At 71.8% G+C, this 23202-nt stretch carries 17 protein-coding genes and 1 pseudogene; 6 read left to right on the plus strand and 12 right to left on the minus strand.

The genetic code is table 11. The features are described from left to right. Positions 1-68 precede the first annotated feature (68 nt). From Dfulv_RS48800 to Dfulv_RS13535, 7 genes and pseudogenes are all read right to left on the minus strand, one after another. Positions 69-542, minus strand: a pseudogene (locus tag Dfulv_RS48800) (phosphorylase family protein); the annotation flags it as partial. Beyond that, the gene (gene shc / locus Dfulv_RS13510; RefSeq protein ID WP_259863265.1) at positions 539-2449 is read right to left on the minus strand and encodes a squalene--hopene cyclase; all 1911 of its coding nucleotides are present in this window, start codon (positions 2447-2449) and stop codon (positions 539-541) included. The pseudogene Dfulv_RS48800 and the gene shc, both read right to left, overlap by 4 nt. Continuing rightward, positions 2449-3462 carry a polyprenyl synthetase family protein gene (locus tag Dfulv_RS13515; RefSeq protein ID WP_259863266.1) on the minus strand — a complete coding sequence of 338 codons (1014 nt, stop codon included), beginning with the start codon at positions 3460-3462 and terminating at the stop codon, positions 2449-2451. The genes shc and Dfulv_RS13515 overlap by 1 nt, the downstream gene beginning before the upstream one ends. Further along, positions 3459-4856 carry a hydroxysqualene dehydroxylase HpnE gene (gene hpnE / locus Dfulv_RS13520; protein ID WP_259863267.1) on the minus strand — a complete coding sequence of 466 codons (1398 nt, stop codon included), beginning with the start codon at positions 4854-4856 and terminating at the stop codon, positions 3459-3461. The genes Dfulv_RS13515 and hpnE overlap by 4 nt, the downstream gene beginning before the upstream one ends. Next, positions 4853-5722 (minus strand): presqualene diphosphate synthase HpnD, encoded by an 870-nt coding sequence (hpnD, locus tag Dfulv_RS13525; RefSeq protein ID WP_259863268.1) that lies wholly within the window; start codon positions 5720-5722, stop codon positions 4853-4855. Before hpnD ends, hpnE begins: the two co-directional genes overlap by 4 nt. Continuing rightward, complete coding sequence (gene hpnC / locus Dfulv_RS13530) at positions 5719-6597, minus strand: squalene synthase HpnC (RefSeq protein WP_259863269.1); 879 nt, start codon at positions 6595-6597, stop codon at positions 5719-5721. Before hpnC ends, hpnD begins: the two co-directional genes overlap by 4 nt. 155 nt (positions 6598-6752) lie before the next feature. After that, positions 6753-7466, minus strand: coding sequence for a polysaccharide deacetylase family protein (locus Dfulv_RS13535; RefSeq protein ID WP_259863270.1), 714 nt, complete (start codon positions 7464-7466; stop codon positions 6753-6755). A 311-nt stretch (positions 7467-7777) separates the two neighbouring features. On the opposite strand from Dfulv_RS13535, the gene Dfulv_RS13540 reads away from it, so the two are divergent. Together Dfulv_RS13540 and Dfulv_RS13545 are read left to right on the plus strand one after the other, a co-directional pair. After that, positions 7778-9625, plus strand: coding sequence for a M14 family metallopeptidase (locus Dfulv_RS13540; RefSeq protein WP_259863271.1), 1848 nt, complete (start codon positions 7778-7780; stop codon positions 9623-9625). Positions 9626-9840: 215 nt separating this feature from the next. Beyond that, positions 9841-10854: a BUD32 family EKC/KEOPS complex subunit gene (locus Dfulv_RS13545; protein WP_259863272.1), complete on the plus strand. Its 1014-nt coding sequence runs from the start codon at positions 9841-9843 to the stop codon at positions 10852-10854. Positions 10855-10905: 51 nt separating this feature from the next. On the opposite strand, the gene Dfulv_RS13550 is transcribed toward Dfulv_RS13545, so the two are convergent. Next, positions 10906-11205, minus strand: a complete 300-nt coding sequence (locus Dfulv_RS13550; RefSeq protein ID WP_259863273.1) for a class I SAM-dependent methyltransferase — start codon at positions 11203-11205, stop codon at positions 10906-10908. 135 nt (positions 11206-11340) lie between these two features. Between Dfulv_RS13550 and Dfulv_RS13555 the strand changes: the two genes are divergently transcribed. Continuing rightward, on the plus strand, positions 11341-11943 hold the full coding sequence (locus Dfulv_RS13555; RefSeq protein WP_259863274.1) for a TetR/AcrR family transcriptional regulator: 603 nt from the start codon (positions 11341-11343) through the stop codon (positions 11941-11943). Positions 11944-12134: 191 nt separating this feature from the next. After that, positions 12135-13523, plus strand: a complete 1389-nt coding sequence (locus Dfulv_RS13560; protein ID WP_259863275.1) for a PQQ-like beta-propeller repeat protein — start codon at positions 12135-12137, stop codon at positions 13521-13523. A gap of 55 nt (positions 13524-13578) precedes the next feature. Here Dfulv_RS13560 and Dfulv_RS13565 read toward each other — a convergent pair whose 3' ends face one another. From Dfulv_RS13565 to Dfulv_RS13580, 4 genes are all read right to left on the minus strand, one after another. Then, complete coding sequence (locus Dfulv_RS13565; RefSeq protein ID WP_259863276.1) at positions 13579-14859, minus strand: cytochrome P450; 1281 nt, start codon at positions 14857-14859, stop codon at positions 13579-13581. Positions 14860-14911: 52 nt separating this feature from the next. Then, positions 14912-16804: an FAD-dependent oxidoreductase gene (locus tag Dfulv_RS13570; protein ID WP_259863277.1), complete on the minus strand. Its 1893-nt coding sequence runs from the start codon at positions 16802-16804 to the stop codon at positions 14912-14914. Positions 16805-16836: 32 nt separating this feature from the next. Continuing rightward, positions 16837-17937: a DNA glycosylase AlkZ-like family protein gene (locus Dfulv_RS13575; protein WP_259863278.1), complete on the minus strand. Its 1101-nt coding sequence runs from the start codon at positions 17935-17937 to the stop codon at positions 16837-16839. A 78-nt stretch (positions 17938-18015) separates the two neighbouring features. Continuing rightward, positions 18016-18894, minus strand: a complete 879-nt coding sequence (locus Dfulv_RS13580; RefSeq protein ID WP_259867662.1) for an RNA polymerase sigma-70 factor — start codon at positions 18892-18894, stop codon at positions 18016-18018. Positions 18895-19126: 232 nt separating this feature from the next. Between Dfulv_RS13580 and Dfulv_RS13585 the strand changes: the two genes are divergently transcribed. Both Dfulv_RS13585 and Dfulv_RS13590 read left to right on the plus strand, forming a co-directional pair. Then, positions 19127-19807, plus strand: coding sequence for a 2-phosphosulfolactate phosphatase (locus tag Dfulv_RS13585; RefSeq protein WP_259863279.1), 681 nt, complete (start codon positions 19127-19129; stop codon positions 19805-19807). A gap of 288 nt (positions 19808-20095) precedes the next feature. Further along, positions 20096-23167, plus strand: coding sequence for an FAD-binding and (Fe-S)-binding domain-containing protein (locus Dfulv_RS13590; protein WP_259863280.1), 3072 nt, complete (start codon positions 20096-20098; stop codon positions 23165-23167). The last annotated feature ends 35 nt before the right edge of the window (positions 23168-23202 follow it).

Consider the following 23202-nt stretch of genomic DNA (forward strand, 5'->3'; position numbering starts at 1 on the left):
AGGGTGCTCGGCTGGATCACCGCACCGGTGTCGGCGACGACCCGCACGCAGGCGGCGGGCCGGCCCGCGGGTCCGGCGAGCAGCCAGGCCGACTCCAGGTCCACCGCCAGTGCACCGGTGGCGGCAAGGCGGTCCCGCGTCGTTCCCCGTGCCAGCCGCTCGGCGCTGACCACCGGGCCGGTCCGGACGGTGAGCCCTTGACGGCGCAGCGCGCCCGCGAGCACGGCGGCTGCGGGGAGCACGGTCGGGACGGGCCGGGGATCGGTGGCCCACGGCGCGGCGCGGACCTCGGTGGCCACGACAACGTCGCCGGGCTTCAGCGCCACGTCCAGCCCACCGCCGACACCGGCCACGGCGAGCGCCTCGGCGTCCGTCACGGTGGCCGAGCGGGTGGCGCGTTCGGACCGGCGGCGCCCGACGCCGGTGTGCAGGACGGTGCCGGCCGAGCCGGGCAAGGCACGGCGCAGCTCCGCCGCCTCCATGCGCATCGGTGCGCAGAGCACCCAGCCGCCGTCCATCCGCTGCCGTGCCGGTGTACTCATGGGTCCTCCTGCGCGGTGTCCCGCAGGACGCGGCCGAGGGCGCTGACCGGGAACACCAGCCGGTACAGGTGGTAGTTGATGGAGAAGTCGCCCGGGAAGCCGGTGCCGGTGTAGTGCGGCTCGTCCCAGGTGCCGTCGGGGCGTTGGGTGTGGATCAGCCACGCCAGCGCCCGGCGCGCCGCCGGCGAACGATGCTGACCGGTGGCGTGCAGCGCCAGCAGGGCCCAGGCGGTCTGCGACGCGGTCGACACCCCGCGCCCGCGCATGGCCACGTCGTCGTAGGAGCGCATGTCCTCGCCCCAGCCGCCGTCACCGTTCTGGTGGCGCACCAGCCAGTCCACGGCACGCCGGATCGCCGGGTGCCGCGGTTGGATGCCGGCGACGACCAGGGCGGGGACGACGCAGCCGATGCCGTACACGTGGTTGGCGCCCCATCTGCCGAACCAGGATCCGTCCGGCTCCTGCGCCCGCAGCAGCCATCGCACGCCGCGGCGGGTGGCGGCCGAGTTCGTCAGGCCCTGGGCGCACAGCGCCTCCACGATGTGGGCGGTGACGTCGGCGCTGGGCGGGTCGATGACCTCGCCGAAGTCGCAGAACGGCAGGTCGGCGACGAGCGCGCGGTTGTTGTCGGCGTCGAAGGCGCCCCAGCCGCCGTCGCGGGACTGCATGCCGATCAGCCAGCGGGTGGCCCGCTGCAGCACGGGATGCTGCCGCAGCGAGGTACGCCGTAGCGCGAGGATCACTTCGGCGGTATCGTCGGTGTCGGGGTAGCCGTCGTTGTCGAACTCGAACGCCCATCCGCTCGGCGGGACGTGCGCGCGGCGGACGGCCCAGTCGCCACGAGTGGTGATCTCCTGCCCGACCAACCAGTTCCCGGCGCGGACGAGTGCGGGATCGTCGGCCGGGAGCCCGGCGTCGGCCAGCGCCGTGACCGCGAGCGCGGTGTCCCACACCGGTGACTGGCACGCCTCCAGCCGGCGGATCGTCCCCTCGGGCGTCTGCTCACGGACGGTGAAGCGCTCCAGCCCATCGAGCCCGGCCCGCAGCACCGGATGCGTGAGGGGGTAGCCGAGCAGGTGCAGGGCGATGAGCGAGTACACCCAGGGAGGCTGGATGCCGCCCCAGGAACCGTCGGCCTCCTGCCGGGCCACGATCCACTCGGCGGCACGGCGCAGCGCATGCCGGCGCAACGGGCGGGCGGCGATGCGTTCGTAGCCGCGTGCGGCCAGGTCGAGACGGTGCAGCCAGCCGGCACGGCGCGACAGCGGCGGCGGTGGCGGCGGTCGCCGCCCCGTGCGCAGCTCGGACAGCGAGAAACCCAGCGACCGCACGGGTCGCGTGGCCCGCACGATCGCCAGCGGCACGATGGTCTGCCTGGCCCAGCACGCGAAGTCGTACACGTTGAACGGCATCCACGTGGGCAGCAGGACGAGCTCGGGCGGGATGGCGGGCACCTGCTGCCATGGCCATTCGCCGAACAGGGCCAGCCAGATACGGGTGAACACCCGGCTGCGTTCGACGCCGCCGTGGGCACGGACGAACGCGGCGGCCGCCGTCATGTGCGGCGCGTCGGCCGCGTCGCCGGCCAGGCGTAGCGCCGCGTACGCCTCGACGGTGGTGGACAGGTCGCCCGGCCCGCCGTGGTACGTCGCCCAGGCGCCGTCGTCGAGCTGCCGGGAACGGATCCAGCGGGCCGTCTGCGCGGTCAGCTCGTCGTCGGAGATCCCGAGGAACCGGCGCAGCAGCAGGTCCTCGGCCTCCATCGTCACGTTGGTCTCCAGCTCGCCCTTCCACCAGCCGGCAGCGTCCTGCAGGTCGAGCAGCTGTGCCGTCGCCCGGTCCAGGCCGGCCCGGACCCGGTCGAAGAGCTCGTCGCCGGTGGGCGCCTGCGCCAGCACCTGTGTCATCAGTGATCACGCCCCGTCACGAGGCGGGCGAGGTCCACCAGGTCGTTGTGCACGTCCGCGGGCAACTCGAGCGCGGCGAGCTCGTCGAGTGCGTGGGCCAGATGACGATCGGCCTCGTCCTGGACCCAGTCCCGTGACCCGGACTCCTCCAGAAGCCGGCTGGCGGTCCTGAGGTCGGCCTCCTGCGGTTCGTGGGTGGATGCGTACAGCGTCCGGAACGCGTCGCCGGCGGCGGTACCGGAGGTGAGCGCGTGCACGATCGGCACCGACTTCTTGCGTGCCCGCAGATCGGACCCCACCGGTTTGCCGGTGCGCCCGGGTTCGCCCCAGATGCCGAGCTGGTCGTCGACGAGCTGGAAGCTCATCCCGAGGTGAGTGCCGAAGCGCGAGAGGCCCCGGGTCACCGCCGCGGGCGCGCCGCACAGCAACGCCCCCAGCGTGCAGGCGCAGGACATCAGCGCCGCGGTCTTGTCGGCGGTCATGGCGAGGCACTCGTCGAGGCTGACGTCGTCGCGATGTTCGAACTCCAGGTCGGCGGCCTGCCCGGCGATCAACCGGTGCACATCCGCGTCCAGCCGCCGGGCCGCCTGGACGCGGCCCGGCCCGCTGTCGCCGGCGAGCGCGTCATGGGCCAGGATCATCAGGGCGTCGCCGGCGAGGATCGCGGCGGCGGTGCCGAAGACCGCCCAGGCGGTGGGGCGGTGCCGGCGCATCGTGTCCTGGTCCATGACGTCGTCGTGCAGCAGCGAGAAGTTGTGGGCGAGCTCGACGGCGGCGGCAGCGGCGACGCCCCGCTCGGGCGGATGACCCGCGGCGCGGGCGGACAGCAGGGCCAGGGCCGGGCGGATGCCCTTGCCGCCGGCAGTGGTGGGTGCGCCGTCGGCGTCGCAGTAGCCCAGCTGGTAGGCGGTGACGCGCTGGTTGCGAGGATCGAGGCGACCGATGAGGTCTCTGATCCGGGGCTCGACCAGGGCAGGCACCTGGTCGAGGCAGGCGACGGGTGCGATGGTCAACGTGTGCCCTCCAGGTTTCGGTTCGGGGACACAAGGTGGGCGAGCACGACGTCGGCGGCGCGGTGACCGCTGCGGACAGCGCCCTCCATCGTGTCCGGCCATCCCGTGTCGGTCCACGCGCCGGCCAGGACGAGGCCGGGCAGGCGGGTCGCCGCGCCGGGACGCAGCGCTCGGGTGCCCGGGGCCTGCCGGAACGTGGCATGCGGCTCACGGGTGACGAACGCTTCCAGCAGCCGCGCCGACCGCGCCGCGGGGAAGAGCCCGGCGACGGCGGCGGCGTAGGTGGCGGCCAGCCGCCCGGCCGGAACCGTGATGGTGTCGTCCGCGGCGGAGATCGAGACCACCAGGTACTGCCCGTCGGCCATCGACGCCGGTGTGCGGTCGAAGATCCACTGGGCGGGGGACTCGACCGCCGCGGCGAACGGCAGGCGGGTGACGGCCGAGTCGTACCGCAGATGGACGTTCACGATCGGGGCGCTGCCCAGCCGGTGCCAGTCGTCCCGGTCGTGGGACGCCGCGGCCGGCACCAGCCGCGCGGCGGCGGCGTGCGGGACGGCCAGGACAACCGCGTCGGCGATGAGTTCGTCCCGGACCGCGCGACCGCCGGCGCCGCCGGTCGCGACCCGGAACCCGACGGTGTCCGGCTGGACCCGCTCCACCCTGCTCCCGGTCGCCACCCGCACGCCGAGGCGGGTCAGCAGCCGGTGCGCGGGACGGCCGTGCAGACTGGACAGCGGTACGAGCGGCCGCCCGATGTCGCCGGCGTCGGCCCGCTCCAGCAGCCCGGTCCGGAACACCCGCGCGGCGAGGGCCAGCGACGCGTGCTCCGCGGGTTGGTTGAGCGCGGCGACGGTGATCAGGTCCCACAGCCGGCGCACCGCTCGGGAGCCCTGGCCGTGGTCCGCGAGCCACCCGCCGAAGCTGCGCCGGTCGTTGCCCGGGTCGTCCGGATCCACGGTGCGCAACGCGTTGGCCGCGCTGATCGCGCGCACCCGCTCCCGGGCGTTGAGCAGGGAGTACCCGGCCAAGGCCGGGAGCAGGTGGGCCGGGGCAGGCAGGCCACGCGCACGGGCCAGCACGTGCGGCGGCCGCCCGGGCGACAGGACCGGGACGGAGAAGCGTGGCTGCAGCTGCGTCATGCCGGTGCTGCCGAGCCGGTCGAGGAGGGCCCGGTACCGCTCGTAGCAGCGCAGGAACACGTGCTGCCCGGTGTCCACGACGAGACTGCCGTGGTCGAACGAGTACGTCGCCCCGCCGAGTTCGCTGCGCCGCTCGAGCAGCGTCACCCGGATCCCGGCATCGGCGAGGCGGACGGCGGTGGTGATGCCCGCGAGCCCACCGCCGACGACACACACGTCGTGGCTGACGTTCGCCGCCGGTGGACTCGGCGTCACGCCGTCCGCCTGACGAGTGCACGGGCGGCGACCATGGCCTTCGCCCGGGGCGGCAGGGAGAGCCGCGTCCGTGTGACGGCCATCGGATCGTTCACGATGCGGGCCAGCAGCCGGTGGTAGATACCGGCCATGGCGGCGGTACAGGCGGCACTGCGCGCGTCCAGCATCGGTAGCAGTTGCAGGCCGGTCTCGTACCACCGCTCGGCACGCTCGGCCTCGAAGCGCACGAGGGCGATGAAGCGGCCGGGCGGGTCGGCGAAGCCGTCGCCGTCGAGCTCCAGGTTGCAGCCGAACCGGTCGAGATCGTCCTTGGGCAGGTACACCCGGCCGTTGTGGCGATCCTCCCGCAGGTCGCGCAGGATGTTGGTCAGCTGCAGCGCGATGCCCAGCGCGTCGGCCAGTTCGGCGGCTCGTCCCGGGGTGCCGACGTCGAACACGCCCAGCGACAGGCGCCCGATGGAGCCGGCCACACAGCGGCAGTACCACAGGAGGTCGTCGATCGTGGCGTAGGTGGTGCCGCGGACGTCGGCGGCGCAGCCGTCGATCAGCTCGTCGAAGGCCTCCAGCGGGATGGGCAGCCGATGTGCGGCGTCGTGCAAGGCCAGCAGCACCGCGTCGTCCGTGGCCGCGTCCGGCAGGCGGTGCAGCGACTCGCGGACCCGGTCGAGCCGGGCCAGCTTCTCGTCCGAGGGCAGGTCGCCGTCGCCGATGTCGTCGATACGGCGGGCGGTGGCATACACCGCGGACAGTGCGCGTCGCTTGTGTTCGGGCAGCAGGCGGATGCCGTAGGAGAAGTTGCGTGCCTCCCGCCGGGTGATCTCCTCGCACCGCCGGTACGCCTCGTCGACTGTGGTGGCCGCGCTCACCCGATGCTCCTGACCATCGCGGCCAGCCAGGACGTCGCGATGTCACGCCTGCGGGGCCGGGGCGGCCCGGGCAGCGGGTCGTATCCGCTGCGTTCCAGCGCCCGCAGCGTCGCGTACCCACCGGCGAGATAGCCGCCGACCGCCACCCGCGCCCAGCCGCGCAGTGCCGTGAGCAGCGGCGCACCGGCGTCCAGCCGTGCCTTCGCGCGTCCGGCCTCGAAGCGGACGACCTCACGAAGCGTGCTGCTCGCCGTGGCCGCGGCCAGATCGGTGTCGCGAACACCGAACCGGTCGAGATCGGCCTCGGGCAGGTAGACCCGGCCGCGCCGGTGGTCCTCGGCGACGTCCTGGAGATGCTCGATGATCTGCAGCGCGGTGCAGATGCGGTCCGACAGTGCGACCTGTGCCGGACCGGCCTGATCGAACACGTGCAGGACGAGTTCGCCGACGGGATCGGCCGACAGCGAGCAGTACCGCACAAGCTCCTCGATGGTGGTGTATCGGGTGACGATCTGATCAACGCGGTTCGCCTCGATCAGGCGCAGCAGCGGCCCGGCGGGAAGCCGGCACGCGACCACCGTCGGGGCGAGCACGCACAGCACCGGGTGCTGAATCCGCTGCCCGTCGTACAGCCGATGGACCTCCGCTTCGAACGCGTCGAGCATCGCTGTGCGGTCGGCCGCGGTCACTCCCGCGACCGGTTCGTCACCCAGATCGTCGACGAACCGGGCGTAGCGGTACAGCGCGTGCAGGTGCCGGCGGGTGGTTTTCGGCAGGATACGAAGTGCCACCGGGAAGTTCTCGGCACCGGCACGCGCTTCCAGCGACACGTGTCCACCGGGCTGTGCCGTCGACTCCGTCGTCACGTTGCTCATGTCAGGAGTCAGCTCCAGCGCCGGAGGTGGCTTGTGACGCTGCGAAGAGGCCGATGCCGCACATGGCGGCGCGCTACCCGCAATCCCGCGCTCGTAACCCGCCACCGCACCGCGCCGGTGCCCGGCCCGACGTCTGCTCCGCACGGAATCGGCCGTTACGGAAGGTGGTTGCTCATCCGGGCGAATCGAAGCCCTTGCCGCTCGCACTCACCGGCGATCGCCGTCAGCGCGCCGAGGGCCGACCGCCAGGCGCCGGGAGCCGCCGTGCAGTCGCTGTCGTGCAGCAGCAGGGTGGCGCCGCCCCGGATGCCTCCGGACCGGAGGTGGGAAAGCACCGTGCCGGGGGTGGCGTCGGCCTCCCAGTCGCGGCCCCAAGCGCTCCAGAGCACCGGACGCAGGCCGAGCCGGGCAGTCGCGAGCAGACTCCCCGCGGAGAGGATGCCGTACGGAGGGCGGAACCAGATGGGCGGGACCCCGCAGGTGTCCAGGATCAGCTCGGCCGTCCGTGCGAGCTCGTCGTAGACCTGGCCCGGCGTCATCCGGAGGTGATCGCGGTGTGTCCAGCCGTGTACGCCGATCTCATGCCCGTCCTCCCGGATTCGGCGCAGCAGGCCGGGTGCCTTCGCCGCCATGTCACCGAGCACGAAGAAGGTCGCGGGGATGCGTAGCCGCGCCAGCGTTCTCAGGAAGGCCGGCGTGGACCTGGGATCCGGGCCGTCGTCGAGGGTGAGCGCGACGGTACCCGGGCGGCCGATGCCGCTGAGTGCCCGCAGGCGCCGGCGAACAAGTGGCAGCGCGGTCACCGCGGGGCCGGCGTGCAGCGCCACGAGGGCCGCGGCCAGGCCCGTCGCCAGAAGCCGTTTCCTCATGCCGGTACTTCCCCTTGCCGGCGTCACCCGCCGCTCGCCGTGGCCGGGGGTGGCTACCCGGTGGAGGGGCGTCGAAACGGCGGGTCGCACCGGGTAAGGTGCCGCACCGCCGACCTCGCCTTCGCCGTGCCGCCTACCGCGGACCGGTCGAGGGCCGGGATCTCCGTCTGCGGCCACGACGCCGGTGCGCCGACTGACCGGCGTCGACCGGTAGCCGGTCACCGATATTCGTGAAAAGAAGTATGTTGATATGACCATGCCTTGGATGGTCATCTGGAGGTCTCGTTCACCTCCACATCCAAGGAGGCTTGATGAGCCACACCCGTAGGCTCTCCATTCCACTCACTCTCGTCCTGGCCGGTGCCTTCGTCGTCACCGTGAGCAGTTCGGCGGGGGCCGCGCCGACCGACGCCGAAACCGCCGCTCCCTACCTGGTGAGCGGGGTCAGGACCCTGGAGGAACGCAACCGGATCGCCGCCACCGGCGCGTCGGTCGACGGCATCGACCACGGTGTCGTCGACATCAGCGCGACGCCGTCCGAGGTCACGCGACTCCGGCAGCAGGGCTTCACCGTCACCCGGGCGCTGCGGCCCGCGACCGAGAGCGGTCCGTCGACCATCCTCGACTTCCCGTCGGCTGACTCGGCGTACCACAACTACGCGGAGATGACCGCCGAGCTCAACCAGGCGGTGGCCGACCACCCGGCGATTCTGCGCAAGACCAGCCTCGGCACCTCGTACGAAGGCAGGGACATCCCGGTCATCAAGATCTCGGACAACGTCGCGACCGACGAGAACGAGCCCGAGGTGCTCTACACGGCGCATCAGCACGCCCGGGAGCACCTCACCGTCGAGATGGCGTTGTACCTGGTCAAGCTGCTCACCGACAACTACGGTTCGGACGCGCGGATCACGGACGTGGTCAACTCGCGCGAGATCTGGATCGTGCCGGACATGAACCCGGACGGCGGGGAGTACGACATCGCAACCGGCTCCTACCGGTCCTGGCGCAAGAACCGCCAGCCCAACAGCGGCAGCAGCAACGTCGGTACCGACCTCAACCGCAACTGGGGGTACAACTGGGGCTGCTGCGGCGGATCGTCGGGCTCCACCAGCTCGGAGACCTACCGCGGGCCGTCGGCGTTCTCGGCGCCGGAGACCCAGCGGGTGCGCGACTTCGTCCTGGGCCGGCGCGTCGGCGGCGTGCAGCAGATCAAGACACACATCGACTTCCACACGTACGGGAAACTGGTCCTCTGGCCGTTCGGCTACACCACGGCCAACACCGCGCCCGGCCTGGACGCCGACCAGGAGGCCACCTTCCGCACGCTCGGCATCCAGATGGCCGGCACTAACGGCTACACGCCCGAGCAGGCAAGCGACCTGTACATCACCGACGGGTCCATCGACGACTGGCTATGGGGCAACCAGGGCATCTGGTCCTACACGTTCGAGATGTACCCGGGCTCGTCCGGCGGCGGCGGCTTCTACCCGCCCGACGAGGTGATCGCGGCACAGACCTCCCTCAACCGGGAGGCCAGCCTGCAAGTCGCCGAATACGCCGACTGCCCGTACCGCGTGATCGGCAAGGAGGCGCAGTACTGCGGCGCCGGCCAGGGGACCACCGTCTGGTCGGACGACTTCGAGACGAACCTGGGCTGGGTGGTCAACCCGAACGGGACGGACACCGCGACCAGCGGAGCCTGGGAACGCGGTGACCCCGAGGCCACCGACTCCAGCGGCCCGAAGCAGCTCGGCACCACGGTCAGCGGCAGCAATGACCTGGTGACGGGGCGGCTGGCCGGCTCCAGCGCCGGCGCGAACGACGTCGACGGCGGGACGACGAGCGTGCGCTCGCCGAGCATCACGCTGCCGGGGAGCGGGACCCTGACGTTGACCTACTCGTGGTATCTGGGACACGGCAGCAACGCGTCGTCGGCCGACTTCTTCCGGGTCAGCGTGGTCACCGGCAGCGGCACCACCGTGCTGTCCACGTCCGCCGGCGCGGCCAGTGACCGGGACGCGTCCTGGTCCACCGGTAGCCTCAACCTCACCCCGTACGCGGGGCAGAGCATCCAGATCCTGATCGAGGCGGCCGACGCCTCGACCGCCAGCCTGGTCGAGGCCGGCGTCGACAACGTCGCCATCAGGCAGTCGTAGGGCACCGCCGTCATCGGCGTGCCGTCCCACCCAGGGCAGGGTGGTGGTCGGCGCGCCGGTGCGGTCGGACGGGTGCGGAGCTGGGCGCGGACGCCCAGCTCCTTCGCCGGGTGGCGCTCCATCCGGTGGTACACCACCGGATCGTGTCACGCGCGCCAAATCGATGATCAACTGTCGGTGTGGAGCAGCCCCGACCGGCTGGCATGATGGGTGTGATGCTGACCGCCCGACGTTCCCGCCACGATCGCATTTCGGTCTCGCTCGGCGCTTGCGATGACGCCGAGCTGGCCGCGCTGCTCCATGTCGCGCCCGCCGTGGGCGTGGGCGTGGGCGGCGGCTGCGTAGTGCTCGACGTCGAGGGCGTTCCGGTATTCGCCAAGCGGATTCCGATCACCGACCGCGAGCTGGCCCGTCCGCACAGCACGGCGAACCTGTTCGACGTGCCGCCATACTGCCAATACGGCATGTATCGCCTCGCCGGCCCGGGCTTCGGCGCTTGGCGCGAGCTGGCCGCGAATCTGATCGTCACCGAGGGAGTCCTGGCCGGTGCGGCGGAATCGTTCCCGCTGCTGTACCACTGGCGGGTGCTGCCCGGCCGCTCACCCGTAGCGTCCGAGCATCTCGACATCGACGCGGTTGTCGCCCAGTTCGGCGGCGCTTCGGGCGTGCGTGCCCGCCTTGAGGAACTGGCCGGCGCGACCTCCAGCCTCGTGCTGTTTCTCGAGTACGTTCCCTATCCGCTGCTCGACTGGCTGAACGAAGACCCGGTCGGCAGGGCGGAGACGATCGAGCGGCAGCTGTCCGAAGTCGTGGCGTTCCTGCGTAACCGCGAGTTGCTGCACATGGACGGACACTTCGGCAACATGCGTGCCGATGGTGATCGGATCTACCTCGTCGATTTCGGGCTGGCCACATCGCCCCGGTTCGACCTCTCCGACGCCGAGCGCGACTTCGTCGCGCGCCATACCGGCCACGATGCCGGATATGCGGCGATGCGGCTGGTGAACTGGCTGGTCACCACCGTGTGCGGGGTGCCGATGCCGGCCAGCGGCGGCCCTGTTGCCCGCAACGAGTACGTGCGCCGATGCGCGAGCGGCGACATCCCGCGGGACGTGCCGGCAGCCGTGGCGGACGTTCTCGCCCGGCACGCTCCCGCGGCGGCGCGGATGAACGACTTCTATTGGCGGCTGTTCGACGGTGACATCCACGCGGAATATCCCGGCCCGTAGGCCGGGCTCGCAACACTGCCGGGGCGCGCTGGCCGCCGGCCCGCTGACACGTCATTCACCTGCGACGGCTTGGGACCTCGCGCCGGTCCGAACGGCGGTGGTCGCCAAGGTGGTGTACTGCATCGTGAAGCGTCCGCCCAGCGTGTCGATAGCGGTCCCGACCGCATCGAGGATGTCGAGCACTGTGCGGCCGGCGGCTTGGAACTGGCGGGCCGCGATGCCCGTTCCACAGCCGGCGTCGAGCACGTCGGGCCCTGTGCTGCCGGCGGCGATCCGCGCCACCAGGGCATCGGGGTAGCCGGGTCGGGCCTGGTCGTAGCGTTGCGCGTCCGAACCGAACGACTCGGCCATCTGCCGGGCCTTGTGCGGCTCCGCCGGGGGCTGTTCCGGTTGCTCTTGCGATAAGGTGGGCATGTGCCCACCGTAGTGGGCGCATGCCCACCTGGCAACGGATGTCAGCGGGTTGACGCACGAGAGGATCTGTGAGTGCCGACCGGGGTGCACCTTCACGACGCGCGGCAACAGCTGTTCGACGCTGCCGAACGTGTGCTGCTGCGGGACGGGCCGAACGGGCTGACCAGCCGGGCCGTCACCGACGAGGCAGGCTGCGCCAAAGGCGTCCTGCACCGGCACTTCACCGACTTCGACGCTTTCCTCACCGACCTGGTGCTCGACCGGGCCGCGCAACTCGAGGCTCAGGCGAGCACGTTGCGCGAGTCCGCCGGCACCGGCACCGTGGCCGACAACCTCACCAGCGCGCTGACCATCCTGTTCGGACCGGTCCCGGTGGCGATCATCCCGCTCATCACCTTCCGGGACGAGTTGCGCGCGCGGCTGCGGCAAGCCACGCCCGGAGGCGGCATCGCGATCCTCGCCCAGGCCACGACCGCGATCTCCGATTACCTGACCGACGAGCGTGAACTGGGCCGCATCGCGGCCGACGCCGACATCGACTCACTCACCCTGTCCCTGGTCGGCGGCGGGCATCTCCTGTTCGCGGACCGCGACCCCGGCCCGCCGACCACGGCAACCGTGAACAAGTTCGTGACAACGGTGCTCGCCGACGTTCTGCGACGGCGGCCGCGCTGACGGCCGAGGCGATCGACTCGCCGCTACCGCTGTCCGGTGGTTCAGGAATACCGTCGCGAGGCACCCGTCACACCGCCCGCAATGCCTCATCATGAAACCTCTCGAGAGCCCCTTGGTCGTCGTCGGTGGACCGTGCCGCAGCCGTGGGAATCTATCCTGTGCGCGAGAGAGGGGGTCCCTCGTTGGACGCGATGATCGAGCTCGACCCGAGCACCCCGTGGGAGCCACCGGAGGCATCGCCCCCGCCGCGAGTTCCGGCACGACGGCGGTGGATCGCGCTCGCCGCAGTGGGGCTGATCACCGCGGGGATGCTGGTGGCGGCGGTGCCGCGCGTCAGCACCGAGCCGGTCTTCACCGTTGACGATTTCCGGGTGCTCAGCGTCCAGGCCGGCGGCGGCCGGCTCATTCTCGGGCGGTTGCAGCCCGAGGGCGGGGGCACGCAGGTCGAGGTGTTGAGTCTGCGTGACGGCACCCGGCTCTGGTCGATGGCACTGGACGTTGATCAGCATCTGACGTTTTTGACCGACAACGTCATGTCACTGGTGACCGAGGTGCCCACCGGCCCGGCCAATACACTTACCGTGCTGGATGCCGCCACGGGCGAGCAGCTGTGGCAGCGCACGCAGGTCGTCTGCTTCGGCCGGGTCGCCGGGCGGATCCTCGTCGAGGACGTGGCCGGAGTTGCCGAGGAGAGCCCGGCCGTCGAGGTCCCTCCCTCCGGCGAGACTTCGGTGAACCCTGCGCTGGAGCAACGCGGCCGGCGATACCTCGTACTGGACGAGCGCACCGGGGCGACGGTGTGGGAGATCCGTGTGCCGAAGGGTTCTGCCGCCGAATTCAGTTGGGTCGGCGACTCCGCCGGCCCGGCGTTCATGTCGGAGCTGAGCCCGACGGGCCTGCTGCAGATCCGGGATCTCGGCACCGGCGCCGTCATCGCGACGCACCAACTGGACTGGTCCGGCACCATCTCGTCGCTCACGATCGGCGATTCCTTCCTGGAGTCCGGCGCGGCCCTGCCCGAGCAGGTGCTGATCGCCAAGGCCGGTGAGCGGGGCACGGACGTCTTCGACCGTGGCACCGGCCGGCTGCTGTGGCATTGGCAGGCCGAGCGTTCGGACGCCCGGGGTGGAGGGCATCCCTATCCCTGCGCGACCGACCTGCTCTGCGTCCGGGACGAGTCCGGCTTGACGTTCATCGACCCACGGACCGGTGAACGGCTCTGGCGCGTCGACCGCTACAACTCTGTGATGGGCCGGGACGGTGACACCGTCGTCGCCAATGCATGGGCGACGCCCGGGAACGCTGAACTGCCCATCGCGGCGTTCGACGCCCGCACCGGCCGCGTCGTCCGGAAGTTGGAAGGGTGGCGTTTCATCGAGACCGTGCCCGGCGGTCGGCTCGTCATGTGGAAACCTGTCGACGTCCGCAGGGCAGTGCTCAGCGTCGTCGACCCGCGCAGCGGTCGGGTCGTTGTGTTCGGCAAAGCGGAGGGCTGGTACGGGATCCCCGAATGCCACCAGCAGCGCAACATGCTTGCGTGCCTGGTCAACGGAGCGCTGTTGGTGTGGAAACTGCCGTGACCTCGCGCGGCTCCGAGCTGCGCCGAGTGTGGGCGGAGGAGATCGGCCCGGCGCGCTATCGGTGTGCCGGTCGCAGGACGCGTTCGCGGGCCTCCGTCCCGGTCGCCGGGGCGACGGCGTCGAGGTCGACCAGCAGGTGGCGGGGGCCGCGCAGGGTCGGATTGGGCCGGTACGGCGGCGGATCGGCCACCAGCCGGGGGTTCACCAGCCGGCGGGCCAGCGCGGGCAGGGCGACCTGCGTCTCGACCCGGGCGAGGGGGGCGCCGTAGCAGTAGTGGATGCCACTGCCGTAGCCGAGGTGGACGTTGTCGGTGCGGTCGGGGTCGAAGCGGTCGGGGTCGGGGAAGCGGTTGGGGTCGCGGCTGCCGGCGGCGAGCATCAGGGCCAGGGGCGAGCCTTCGGGAATGGTGGTGCCGGCGACGTCGATGTCGGCGAGGGTGCTGCGGCTGGTCAGCATCTGTACCGGTGGCTCGTAGCGCAGCAGTTCCTCGACCAGCGGGACGATGAGGTCGGGTTCGTGGCGCAGCCGGTCGAGCACGTCGGGGTGGCGCAGCAGGGTGAGCATGCCGTTGGTGATGAGGTTGACGGTGGTCTCGTGACCGGCGACCAGCAGCAGCGCGCAGGTGCTGAGCAGGTCGGCTCGGGACATCGGTGCGTGCGGGCCGGTGTCGGTGAGCATTCCGGAGATCAGGTCGTCGCCGGGCCGGCGGGTGTGGGCGTCGGCCAGCCTGTTGAGGTACGCGCCGAGTTCGGCGTTGATCTGTTCTCGCCTGCGCTGGCGTTCGGCGAACGTGCCGGTGGTCGGGTCGGCGGTCTCGACTTGCGCGTCGGCCCAGTGGTGGAAGCGCGGCTGGTCCTCGCGGGGGACGCCGAGCAACCGGCAGATCGCGGTGACCGGCAGCGGATAGGCGAAGTCGTCGACGAGGTCGACGCGGTGTCGGCCGGCGAGGTTGTCGATCAGGTCGTTGGTGGTCTCGATCAGCCAGGGCCGCATGTCCTCGATGCGTCCCGGGGTGCTGGGTGGTCCGAACGGCCGGGTGGCCAGTTCCCGCAGCCGGTCGTGTTCGGGCGGGTCGCGGGAAATGAAGGGCAGTGGCAGTCCGGGTGAGCCTTCCTGCGGTGCGGGCGGGGCGCCGGCCAGTTCGGGGTGGCTACGGGGGTCGGAGCTGACCCTGCGGTCGTGCAGCAGCGCGACGATCTCGCCGTAGGTGCTGACCACGTAGGTGCCGTCGGGCCGGCGTGCCACCGGGGTCTTGCGCAGCTCGGCGAACAGCGGGTACGGGTTGGCCCGGTTGGCGGGGTCGAGGATCTGCTCGTAGATGCTGGCCTGTGCCATGACGGTGCCTTTCCTGGGTGTCGCGGCGTCGGCGGTGCGGCTGGCCGGCACGTCAGTGGTGGAGCAGCTCGGCGCGGCGCTCGCTGGGGTCGTGGCCGGTCACCGCGACGGTGGCGTGGCGGTTGCGGGTGCGATGGTCGGGCAGCTGCGCCGCGACCGGCTCCTCGTCGGCCGGCTCGTCGACCCCGCGAAGATCAGGCGGGAACGGCGCGCCGGCCTCGATCAGGCCCTGGTACCACTCCAGCCACTTGGCCTGGTTGAACCCGACCGCGGCGGTGAGGCGGCCCTGATAGCCGTAGGCGGCGACGAACCGGCGCTGCGCGACGGAGCCCTGGGCGATGACGACCTGGTCGGCGAGGGTCGGCACGCCGACCGATTTGATGTTGGTGTCGAACTGCGCCGACCAGAACACCGGAACGGCCATGTGCGGCCACCGCTCGGCCGGGACGCTGATCATGTTGTGGGCGGCGATCTGGGCCTGGCTGACGGCGTTGCCCCAGTGTTCGAGGGCCAGGAACTGGTAGTCGTACAGCGGGTGCGGAAACCGCGCCACGTCGCCGGCGACGAAGACGTCGTCGGTGACCACGCCGGCCGCGTCGAAGACCCGGCAGCCGGCGTCGCAGCCGACGCCCCAGTCGCCGACGGCCAGACCGCAGTCGCGCAGCCATTCGGTGTTGCGGACCGCGCCCAGCGCCACCACGGCCACCTCCGCGTCGACGGTGCTGCCGTCGGACAGGTGTGCGCGGCGCAGCCGCCCGGCGGTGTCGCCCTCCAGACGCGTGACGGTGACCCCGCAGCGCAGGTCGACACCGTGCTCACGCTGCAGGTCGGCGGCCACCGCGCCGATCACCCCGCCCAGCGCGCCGACCAGCGGCGTCGGTCCGCGCTCGACAAGGGTGACCGCCAGATCCCGGTCCCGGCAGGCCGAGGCCACCTCCGAGCCGGTGAACCCGCCGCCGATGACCAGCACCCGGCCGGGCCGTTCGGCCAGCCGGTGTCGCAGGGCGGCGGCGTCGTCCCGGGTCCGCAGCACGAACACGCCGTCGAGGGCTGCCTCGTCCGCGTTGAACCAGGGCCGGGCCCGGGTCCCGGTGGCGATCAGCAACCGGTCGTAGTCGACGACGCCGCCGTCGCCGAGGTGTACCTGCTTGCCGGCCGGGTCCAGCCCGGTGGCGGCCACGCCGAGCAGCCACCGCGCGTCGAGCTCGTCGACCCGGGGGAGCGTGGTGTGGTCCGGGGGCACCCACCCGTCGAGGACCTGCTTGGACAGCGGCGGCCGGTCATACGGCCGGTACGGCTCGTCCCCGATCATCGTCAGGGAGCCGGCGAAGCCCTCCCGGCGCAGGGTCGCCGCGGCGGCCAGACCGGCCAGCGACGCGCCCACGATCACGATCCGGCCGGCGCGCCGCATCGCCTCCATCGCCGCGTCGTGCCCGTCCGGCGAGGGCTGCCCGCCCGTTCGCGGCCACCCGGCCGTCTGCGACGGTGCGGCCGCCCTCGCAGACACCGCCGGCCCGGTCGTCGCGGACTCCACGGCGGCCTCCCTGTCGTCGATGTGGTCGACCAGGATGGCCTGCACCGGGCAGGCCGCCGCCGCTCGCAGCACCCGTTCCCGCTGCGCGTCGTCGGGCTCCGGGTCGTACATCAACGCCTCGGCGCCACGCATCCGGAACACTTCAGGAGCGAGGAAAGCGCACTGCGCGTACGCCTGGCAGCGCGTGAGGCTTACCACGACCCGCATCGCCGCACCTCCCGGCAAGAGGCAGTCCCGGTGTCCTTCCCGGCGGTCCACCGACAAAACCCGCTCGATCTCGGCCGGTGACCGCGCACCGGCCAGCACCGCGGCGACGGCGGGGTGCCCGAAAGGAAACTGGATCGCGGCCGCGAGCGGCGGCACGCCGAACTCGGCGCAGACTGCCCGGAGCGCCGCGATCCGCTCGCGCATCGCGGGCGGCGCGTCCCAGGCGGGGCGAGCGCTCAGGGCATCAGGACAAGGTCCAGGCGGAGCCAGCTCGCCAGGTCCTTGATCTCGTGCTGCACCGCGGCGGTCATCGCCTTGGTGAAGGGGACGTCCTGGTGGATCGCGTCCACCCGCAGTACACCGGCCTTGCGGTCGGCGGTGGCGTCGAGCTTGCCGACCAGCCGGTCCCCGTGCAAGATCGGCAGCGCCCAGTATCCCCAGCGGCGTTTGGCGGCCGGCTTGAACATCTCCAGCTGGTAGTCGTACTCGAACAGCTCGGTCATCCGCTTGCGGTCATAGACCAGCCGGTCCAGCGGGGACAGCAGCGCGACGCGGCCGGTGAACGCCCGGTCCAGCAGCTCGGGGTCGACCCGCCACTGACCTTTCACGCCCTCGACCACCGCGGGCTCGCCCGCGTTCCGCACGTCATTCGGCTCGGTCGGCGACTCCGGGGCCCGGGCGCGGGCGATGCCCAGCGCGCGGAGCCGGCGCTCGTCGCGGATGTGCAGCGCCTCTTCATAGGGCACCACCTCGTCCGGGTAGATCCGCTCGGCCAGGTCCCACAACCGGTCGGCGCCGCGCTGGCCGGCGGCCGCGACCTCGCCGCGCTGGACCAGGAAGCCGATCATCCGCATGACGTTGCGATTGTTGCTCCAGCCGGAGGAGCGCCACGGGATCACGCAGGTGTCCGGCAGTTCGCGTGCGGTCAGCGGCCCGTCGGCGCGCAGCCGGGTGAGGATGTCGAGCCGGCAGCCGTTGTTCGCGTCCACCCATTCCCGCTTGCCCTCCTGCCAGTCACGCAACGGGGGACGACCGGGCCACTCGGCCATCTCCGCCCGGAACAGCGTGATGTCCTCCGGCGGGCGGATCAGGCCATGCAGCTCCAACAGGGCCTGCTCGTCGACGGCGTCGCGCAGCTGCGCCGGGGAGTACGACGAGCCGAGGCGGCTCCACAGGACCAGGTCGGCGCTCGGTGCGACGGCCGCGGCCGGATCGTTCTGCAGCAGCGTCAGCCGGCGCACCACGTCGAACATCCCGCTCGGGCGGCGGGCGTCCAGCAGTTGGGCGCGCACGGCCAGGCGGCGTGCGTCGGGACGCGACAGCTTGTGTACGGTCACCAGCCGAGACTAGGCGGCGGGTACGACAAGAAAGCGACGCCATGTGCGCGTCGGCCCGGCCGACGAGGTCTTCCGGACTCAGCGGCTCACAGCGGTCTCCCGCTCGACGTGTGACAGCTTCTCGGGATTGCGTACGGCGTAGAGCCCGGTGATGAGGCCGTCGTCGATGCGCACCGCGATGACGGTGTCGATCTCACCGTTGATCCGGAGTATCAGCGCCGGGTAGCCGTTGACCTGGGCCGGCAGCAGCGACCCCACAGCGGCGATCCTGCCCACCGCAGCGCCCAGCAGGCGGGCCACCCGGTCGGCTCCGACGATGGGCTTCGGCACGGCCTGCACGACTCCGCCACCGTCACCCAGGAGGACGACGTCCGGCGCGAGAAGGTCGAGCAGGCGCTGCAGATCGCCCGTTTCGACCGCCCGCTGGAACGCCTCGAGCGCGTCTCGGGTCTCGGCTGCGGAGACGACCCCGCGTGGCCGGCGTGCGGCGACGTGTGCCCGGGCCCGGTGGGCGATCTGGCGGACCGCGGCCGGGCTCTTGTCGACGGCTTCCGCGATTTCGTCGTACTCCAGGTCGAACACCTCACGCAGCACGAACACCGCCCGCTCGGTCGGCGTGAGCGTCTCCAGCACCAGCAGCATCGCCATCGAGACGCTTTCGGCCAGCTCGACGTCCTCGGCCACGTCGGGCGCGGTCAGCAGCGGCTCGGGCAACCAGGGGCCGACGTAGGACTCTTTGCGGCGGCGGAGCGTCCGCAGCCGGTCCAGCGCCTGGCGGGTGGTGATCCGGACGAGGTACGCACGCTGATCCCGCACCGTGTCGAGATCGACGTTGGCCCACCGCAGCCAGGTCTCCTGCAGGACGTCTTCGGCGTCGGCGGCCGAGCCGAGCATCTCGTAGGCGACGGTGAACAGCAGGTTGCGATGGGCGACGAACGCTGCCGTGGCCGAGTCCATGGGACCGCCACAACCGAGCGGCTCGGCCGTGTCCGATGGTCGCTTGCTGCGCTCGTTCATGGCTGGCTCCTGCCTGTTCGCTCTTGACGGTGCCACACACAAGACGCCGGTCCCTACCGCCTTGTGACACGCACGACCGCGTGGCGCCCGTCACGTCACCGCGCTGTCACCAGGGCCGGGTCGCCGGAATGTCGTTGCAGGTCCGGCGTTCCACGATGAAGAATCTTGTGCTGTGTCGATCGTAGGTATGGACGCCGAGGTCCCGGCCGGCACCGTCGTCATCGTCATCGACGTCATCCGTGCCTTCACGACGGCCGCGGTTGCCTTCGAGCGCGGCGCGACGGACATCGTCTGCGCAGCGTCGGTCGAGGCCGGCCGGGATCTCCGGCGGCTGCACCCGGATCGCCTCCTGATCGGTGAGACCGGCGGGCTCAAGCCGGCGGATTTCGACTTCGGGAACTCGCCGTTCGAGATGTCGACGGCGCGGCTCGACGGCCGGCGGTTCATCCAGGCGACGTCGAACGGCACACGCGGGCTCGTCCGGCATCCCTCCCCGGCGGCGCTGCTCGCGGTGTCAGCACGAAACGTCGGTGCCACCGCGCGATGGATCGGGAAGCATCACGCCATGACCCCGTGCATGCTGGTCTGCACCGGGGAGACCGCTGAGGACCGGGCCTGTGCGACGTACCTGGACGACCTCCTCCGCGGGGCTGAGCCGAGGCGGGAAGACCTGATCGCGGGCATCATGGACGGCGCCGCCGAGCACGCCCGTGGGTATGCACGGCAACCCGCGGCCGAGCGCGTCGACCTGTCCAGGGATCTTCCCTTCTGCTGCGACGTCGACCGGTCCGCGTTCGCCATGGTCGGCGAGATCCGCCAGGATCACGTCGTGCTCGCAAGGGTGCCGTGCTGAACGGCGGCGCCCGGGCGGTGTTCGGACACCCGTGTGCGATGCGGCCGATGTACGGGAGCCGGCGTGCCGGCCCGCGGTCAGCGGATGTGCCCGGCTCGGGCGGGCGGAACAGTTCGCGCGCAACGCTTAGCCGCATGGGCCTCGGGTAGCGGCAGCCCGACGGCAACGTGCGGCAGGGGCGACGTCCGATGCGGATCGAGCGCTTGATCGAGCGCGCGACCGGTGCCGTGGTGACCCCGAGCACCGGGCTGTCGAAGCTACGCGCCTGACAGACGCGGAGGTGTCATCGTGACCGCTGTCCAACTGCCCGCACCTCGGCTTCGTCCGGTGCCCGGCGCCGACCTCGACCCGGCCGCACTGCGCCGGACGCTCGCGGAGCGGGTCGACGGGGAGGTGCGCTTCGACGCCGGTTCGCGTTCTGCGTACTCGACCGACGCGTCGAACTTCCGGCAGGTGCCGATCGGGGTCGTGGTGCCGCGGACCGTGGCGGCCGGCGCCGAGGCGGTGGCGGTGTGCCGCGAGTTCGGCGCTCCGCTGCTGTCCCGCGGCGGCGGCACCAGCCTGGCGGGGGAGTGCACGAACACGGCGGTGGTGATCGACTGGTCGAAGTACTGTCACCGGCTGCTGTCCGTGGACGAGCGGGCCCGAACCTGTGTCGTCGAGCCGGGCATCGTGCTGGACCATCTCAACGATCAGCTCCGCGGCCACGGGCTGGAGTACGGGCCGGAGCCGGCCACGCACAACCACTGCACCCTCGGCGGCATGATCGGCAACAACTCGTGCGGCGCCACCGCGCAGCGAACCGGCAAGGTCGTCGACAACATCGTCCGGCTGGAGGTGCTGCTGTACGACGGCACCCGCATGTGGGTGGGGGAGACCTCCGACGAGGAGTACGAGCGGATCGTCGCCGAAGGCGGCCGGCGGGCCGAGGTGTACCGGCAGTTGCGTGCCCTGCGCGATCGGTACCTCGAGCAACTGCGCACCGGCTACCCGGACATCCCCCGGAGGGTCTCCGGCTACAACCTCGACTCGCTGCTGCCCGAGCAGCGCTTCCACCTGGCCAAGGTGCTCGTCGGCTCGGAGGGCACGCTGGTCACGGTGCTGCGCGCGGAGCTGCGGCTGGTCCCGACGGTGCCGCAGCGCAGCCTGGTCGTGCTCGGCTTCCCGGACATCGCGGCCGCCGCCGATGCCGTGCCCGCGATCCTGCCGCACGAGCCGATCGCCCTGGAGGGCATCGACCACCAGCTGATCAGTTTCCAGCAGCGCAAGCACCTCGACCCGCGGGCCCTGTCGCTGTTTCCCACAGGATCAGGCTTCCTGGTCGTACAGTTCGGCGGACGGACCCGCGACGAGGCCCGCGACCGGGCACGGCGGATGATCCGGGCGATCGGCCGGGACGTCGGCGGCGACGACGTCACCGAGTTCGCCGACGAGGAGCACGAGCGGCAGGTCTGGCAGGTACGCGAGTCCGGCCTCGGCGCGACCGCCCGCGTGCCCGGCCTGAGCGACTCCTGGCCGGGCTGGGAGGACTCGGCCGTCGCACCGGCCCGGCTGGGGGACTACCTGCGGGACCTGTACCGCCTGTACGAAGAGTTCGGCTACCCGGAGGCGAGCCTGTACGGCCACTTCGGGCAGGGCTGCGTCCACACCCGCATCCCGTTCGACCTGATGAGCGCGGACGGGGTCCGTGCCTACCGGGCGTTTCTGGAGCGCGCCGCCGATCTGGTGGCGCGGTACGGCGGTTCGTTCTCCGGCGAGCACGGCGACGGCCAGCAGCGGGGCGAGCTGTTGCCCAGGATGTTCGGCCCGGACCTGGTCCGCGCGTTCGAGCAGTGCAAGGCGATCTTCGACCCCGGCAACCGGATGAACCCCGGCAAGGTCGTCGCCCCGTACCGGCTCGACGACAAGCTGCGGCTCGGCACCGACTTCCACCATCCGGCGCTGCGGACGCATTTCGCCTATCCCGACGACGACGGCAGTTTCAGCCGGGCTGTGCAGCGCTGTGTCGGTGTCGGCAAGTGCCGCCGCGACGGCGGTGGGGTGATGTGCCCGTCCTACATGGTCACCCGTGAGGAGGAGCACTCCACCCGCGGCCGGGCCCGCCTGCTGTTCGAGATGCTCGACGGCACCACCCGTGGCGGCGCCATCGCCGACGGCTGGCGGTCCACCGCGGTCCGTGACGCGCTCGACCTGTGCCTGGCCTGCAAGGGCTGCAAGACCGACTGTCCGGTCAACGTGGACATGGCCACGTACAAGGCCGAGTTTCTCGCCCACCACTACCAGGGCCGGTTGCGGCCGCGCCAGCACTATTCCATGGGCTGGCTGCCGCTCTGGGCGGCGCTCGCCGGCCGCGCGCCTCGGCTCGTCAACGCCGTCGCCCACGCCGGACCGCTCGGCACACTGGCCAAGACCGCGGCCGGCGTGGACGTGCGCCGCGACATCCCGGCCTTCGCCGGGCGCACCTTCCAGCGGTGGTTCCGCCGCCGTCGCCCTGCCGGACCGGGCTCCCGCGGCGACGTCGTGCTGTGGCCGGACACGTTCACCAACCACTTCGACCCGGCGATCGGGCAGGCGGCCGTGGAAGTCCTCGAAGACGCCGGCTGGCGGGTCGTCGTACCGCAGCGGCCGCTGTGCTGCGGGCTGACCTGGATCTCCACCGGCCAGATGGCCACCGCGAAGAAGGTCCTGCTGCGCACCGTGGCCGCGCTGCGGCCGTACCTGCGCGCCGGCACGCCGATCGTCGGGCTCGAACCGAGCTGCACCGCCGTGTTCCGCGGCGACGCCCACGAACTGTTCCCCGGCGACCAGGACGTGCAGCGCCTGCACCGGCAGACGTTCACCCTGGCGGAACTGCTGTACGAGCACAGCCTGGGCTGGCGACCGCCGCGGGTTCCGCGCACGGCACTGATCCAGACCCACTGCCACCAGCACGCGATCCTCGGGTTCGCCGCCGACACGGCGATCCTGCGCGACGCCGGTGTCGAGCCTCACGTGCTCGACTCGGGCTGCTGCGGCCTCGCCGGCAACTTCGGCTTCGAGGAGGGCCACTACGACGTCTCCGAGGCGTGCGCCGAACGGGTCCTGCTTCCCGCGATCCGCGCCGCCGACCCGTCCGACGTGGTCCTCGCCGACGGGTTCAGCTGCCGTACGCAGGTCGTGCAGAACGCCACCGGCGGCCGGCGCGGCATGCACCTGGCCGAGCTGTTGCGGGCCGGGCTGCGCGGCGACGACGGGCGCGCCTACCCCGAGCGCACCTGGGCGCCGCGCCCTGCTCCGTTCGGTGGCGGAGTCGCCGCGCTGCTCGCTGTGGCGGGCGCTGCCGCCGGTACCGCTGTCATCCTGCGCCGGCGCGGCGGGTAAGGCGGTGCGGCCGGGGTCTACCCGCACCACCTTCG

This window comes from Dactylosporangium fulvum, from assembly GCF_025137375.1.
Lineage (GTDB): Bacteria > Actinomycetota > Actinomycetes > Mycobacteriales > Micromonosporaceae > Dactylosporangium > Dactylosporangium fulvum.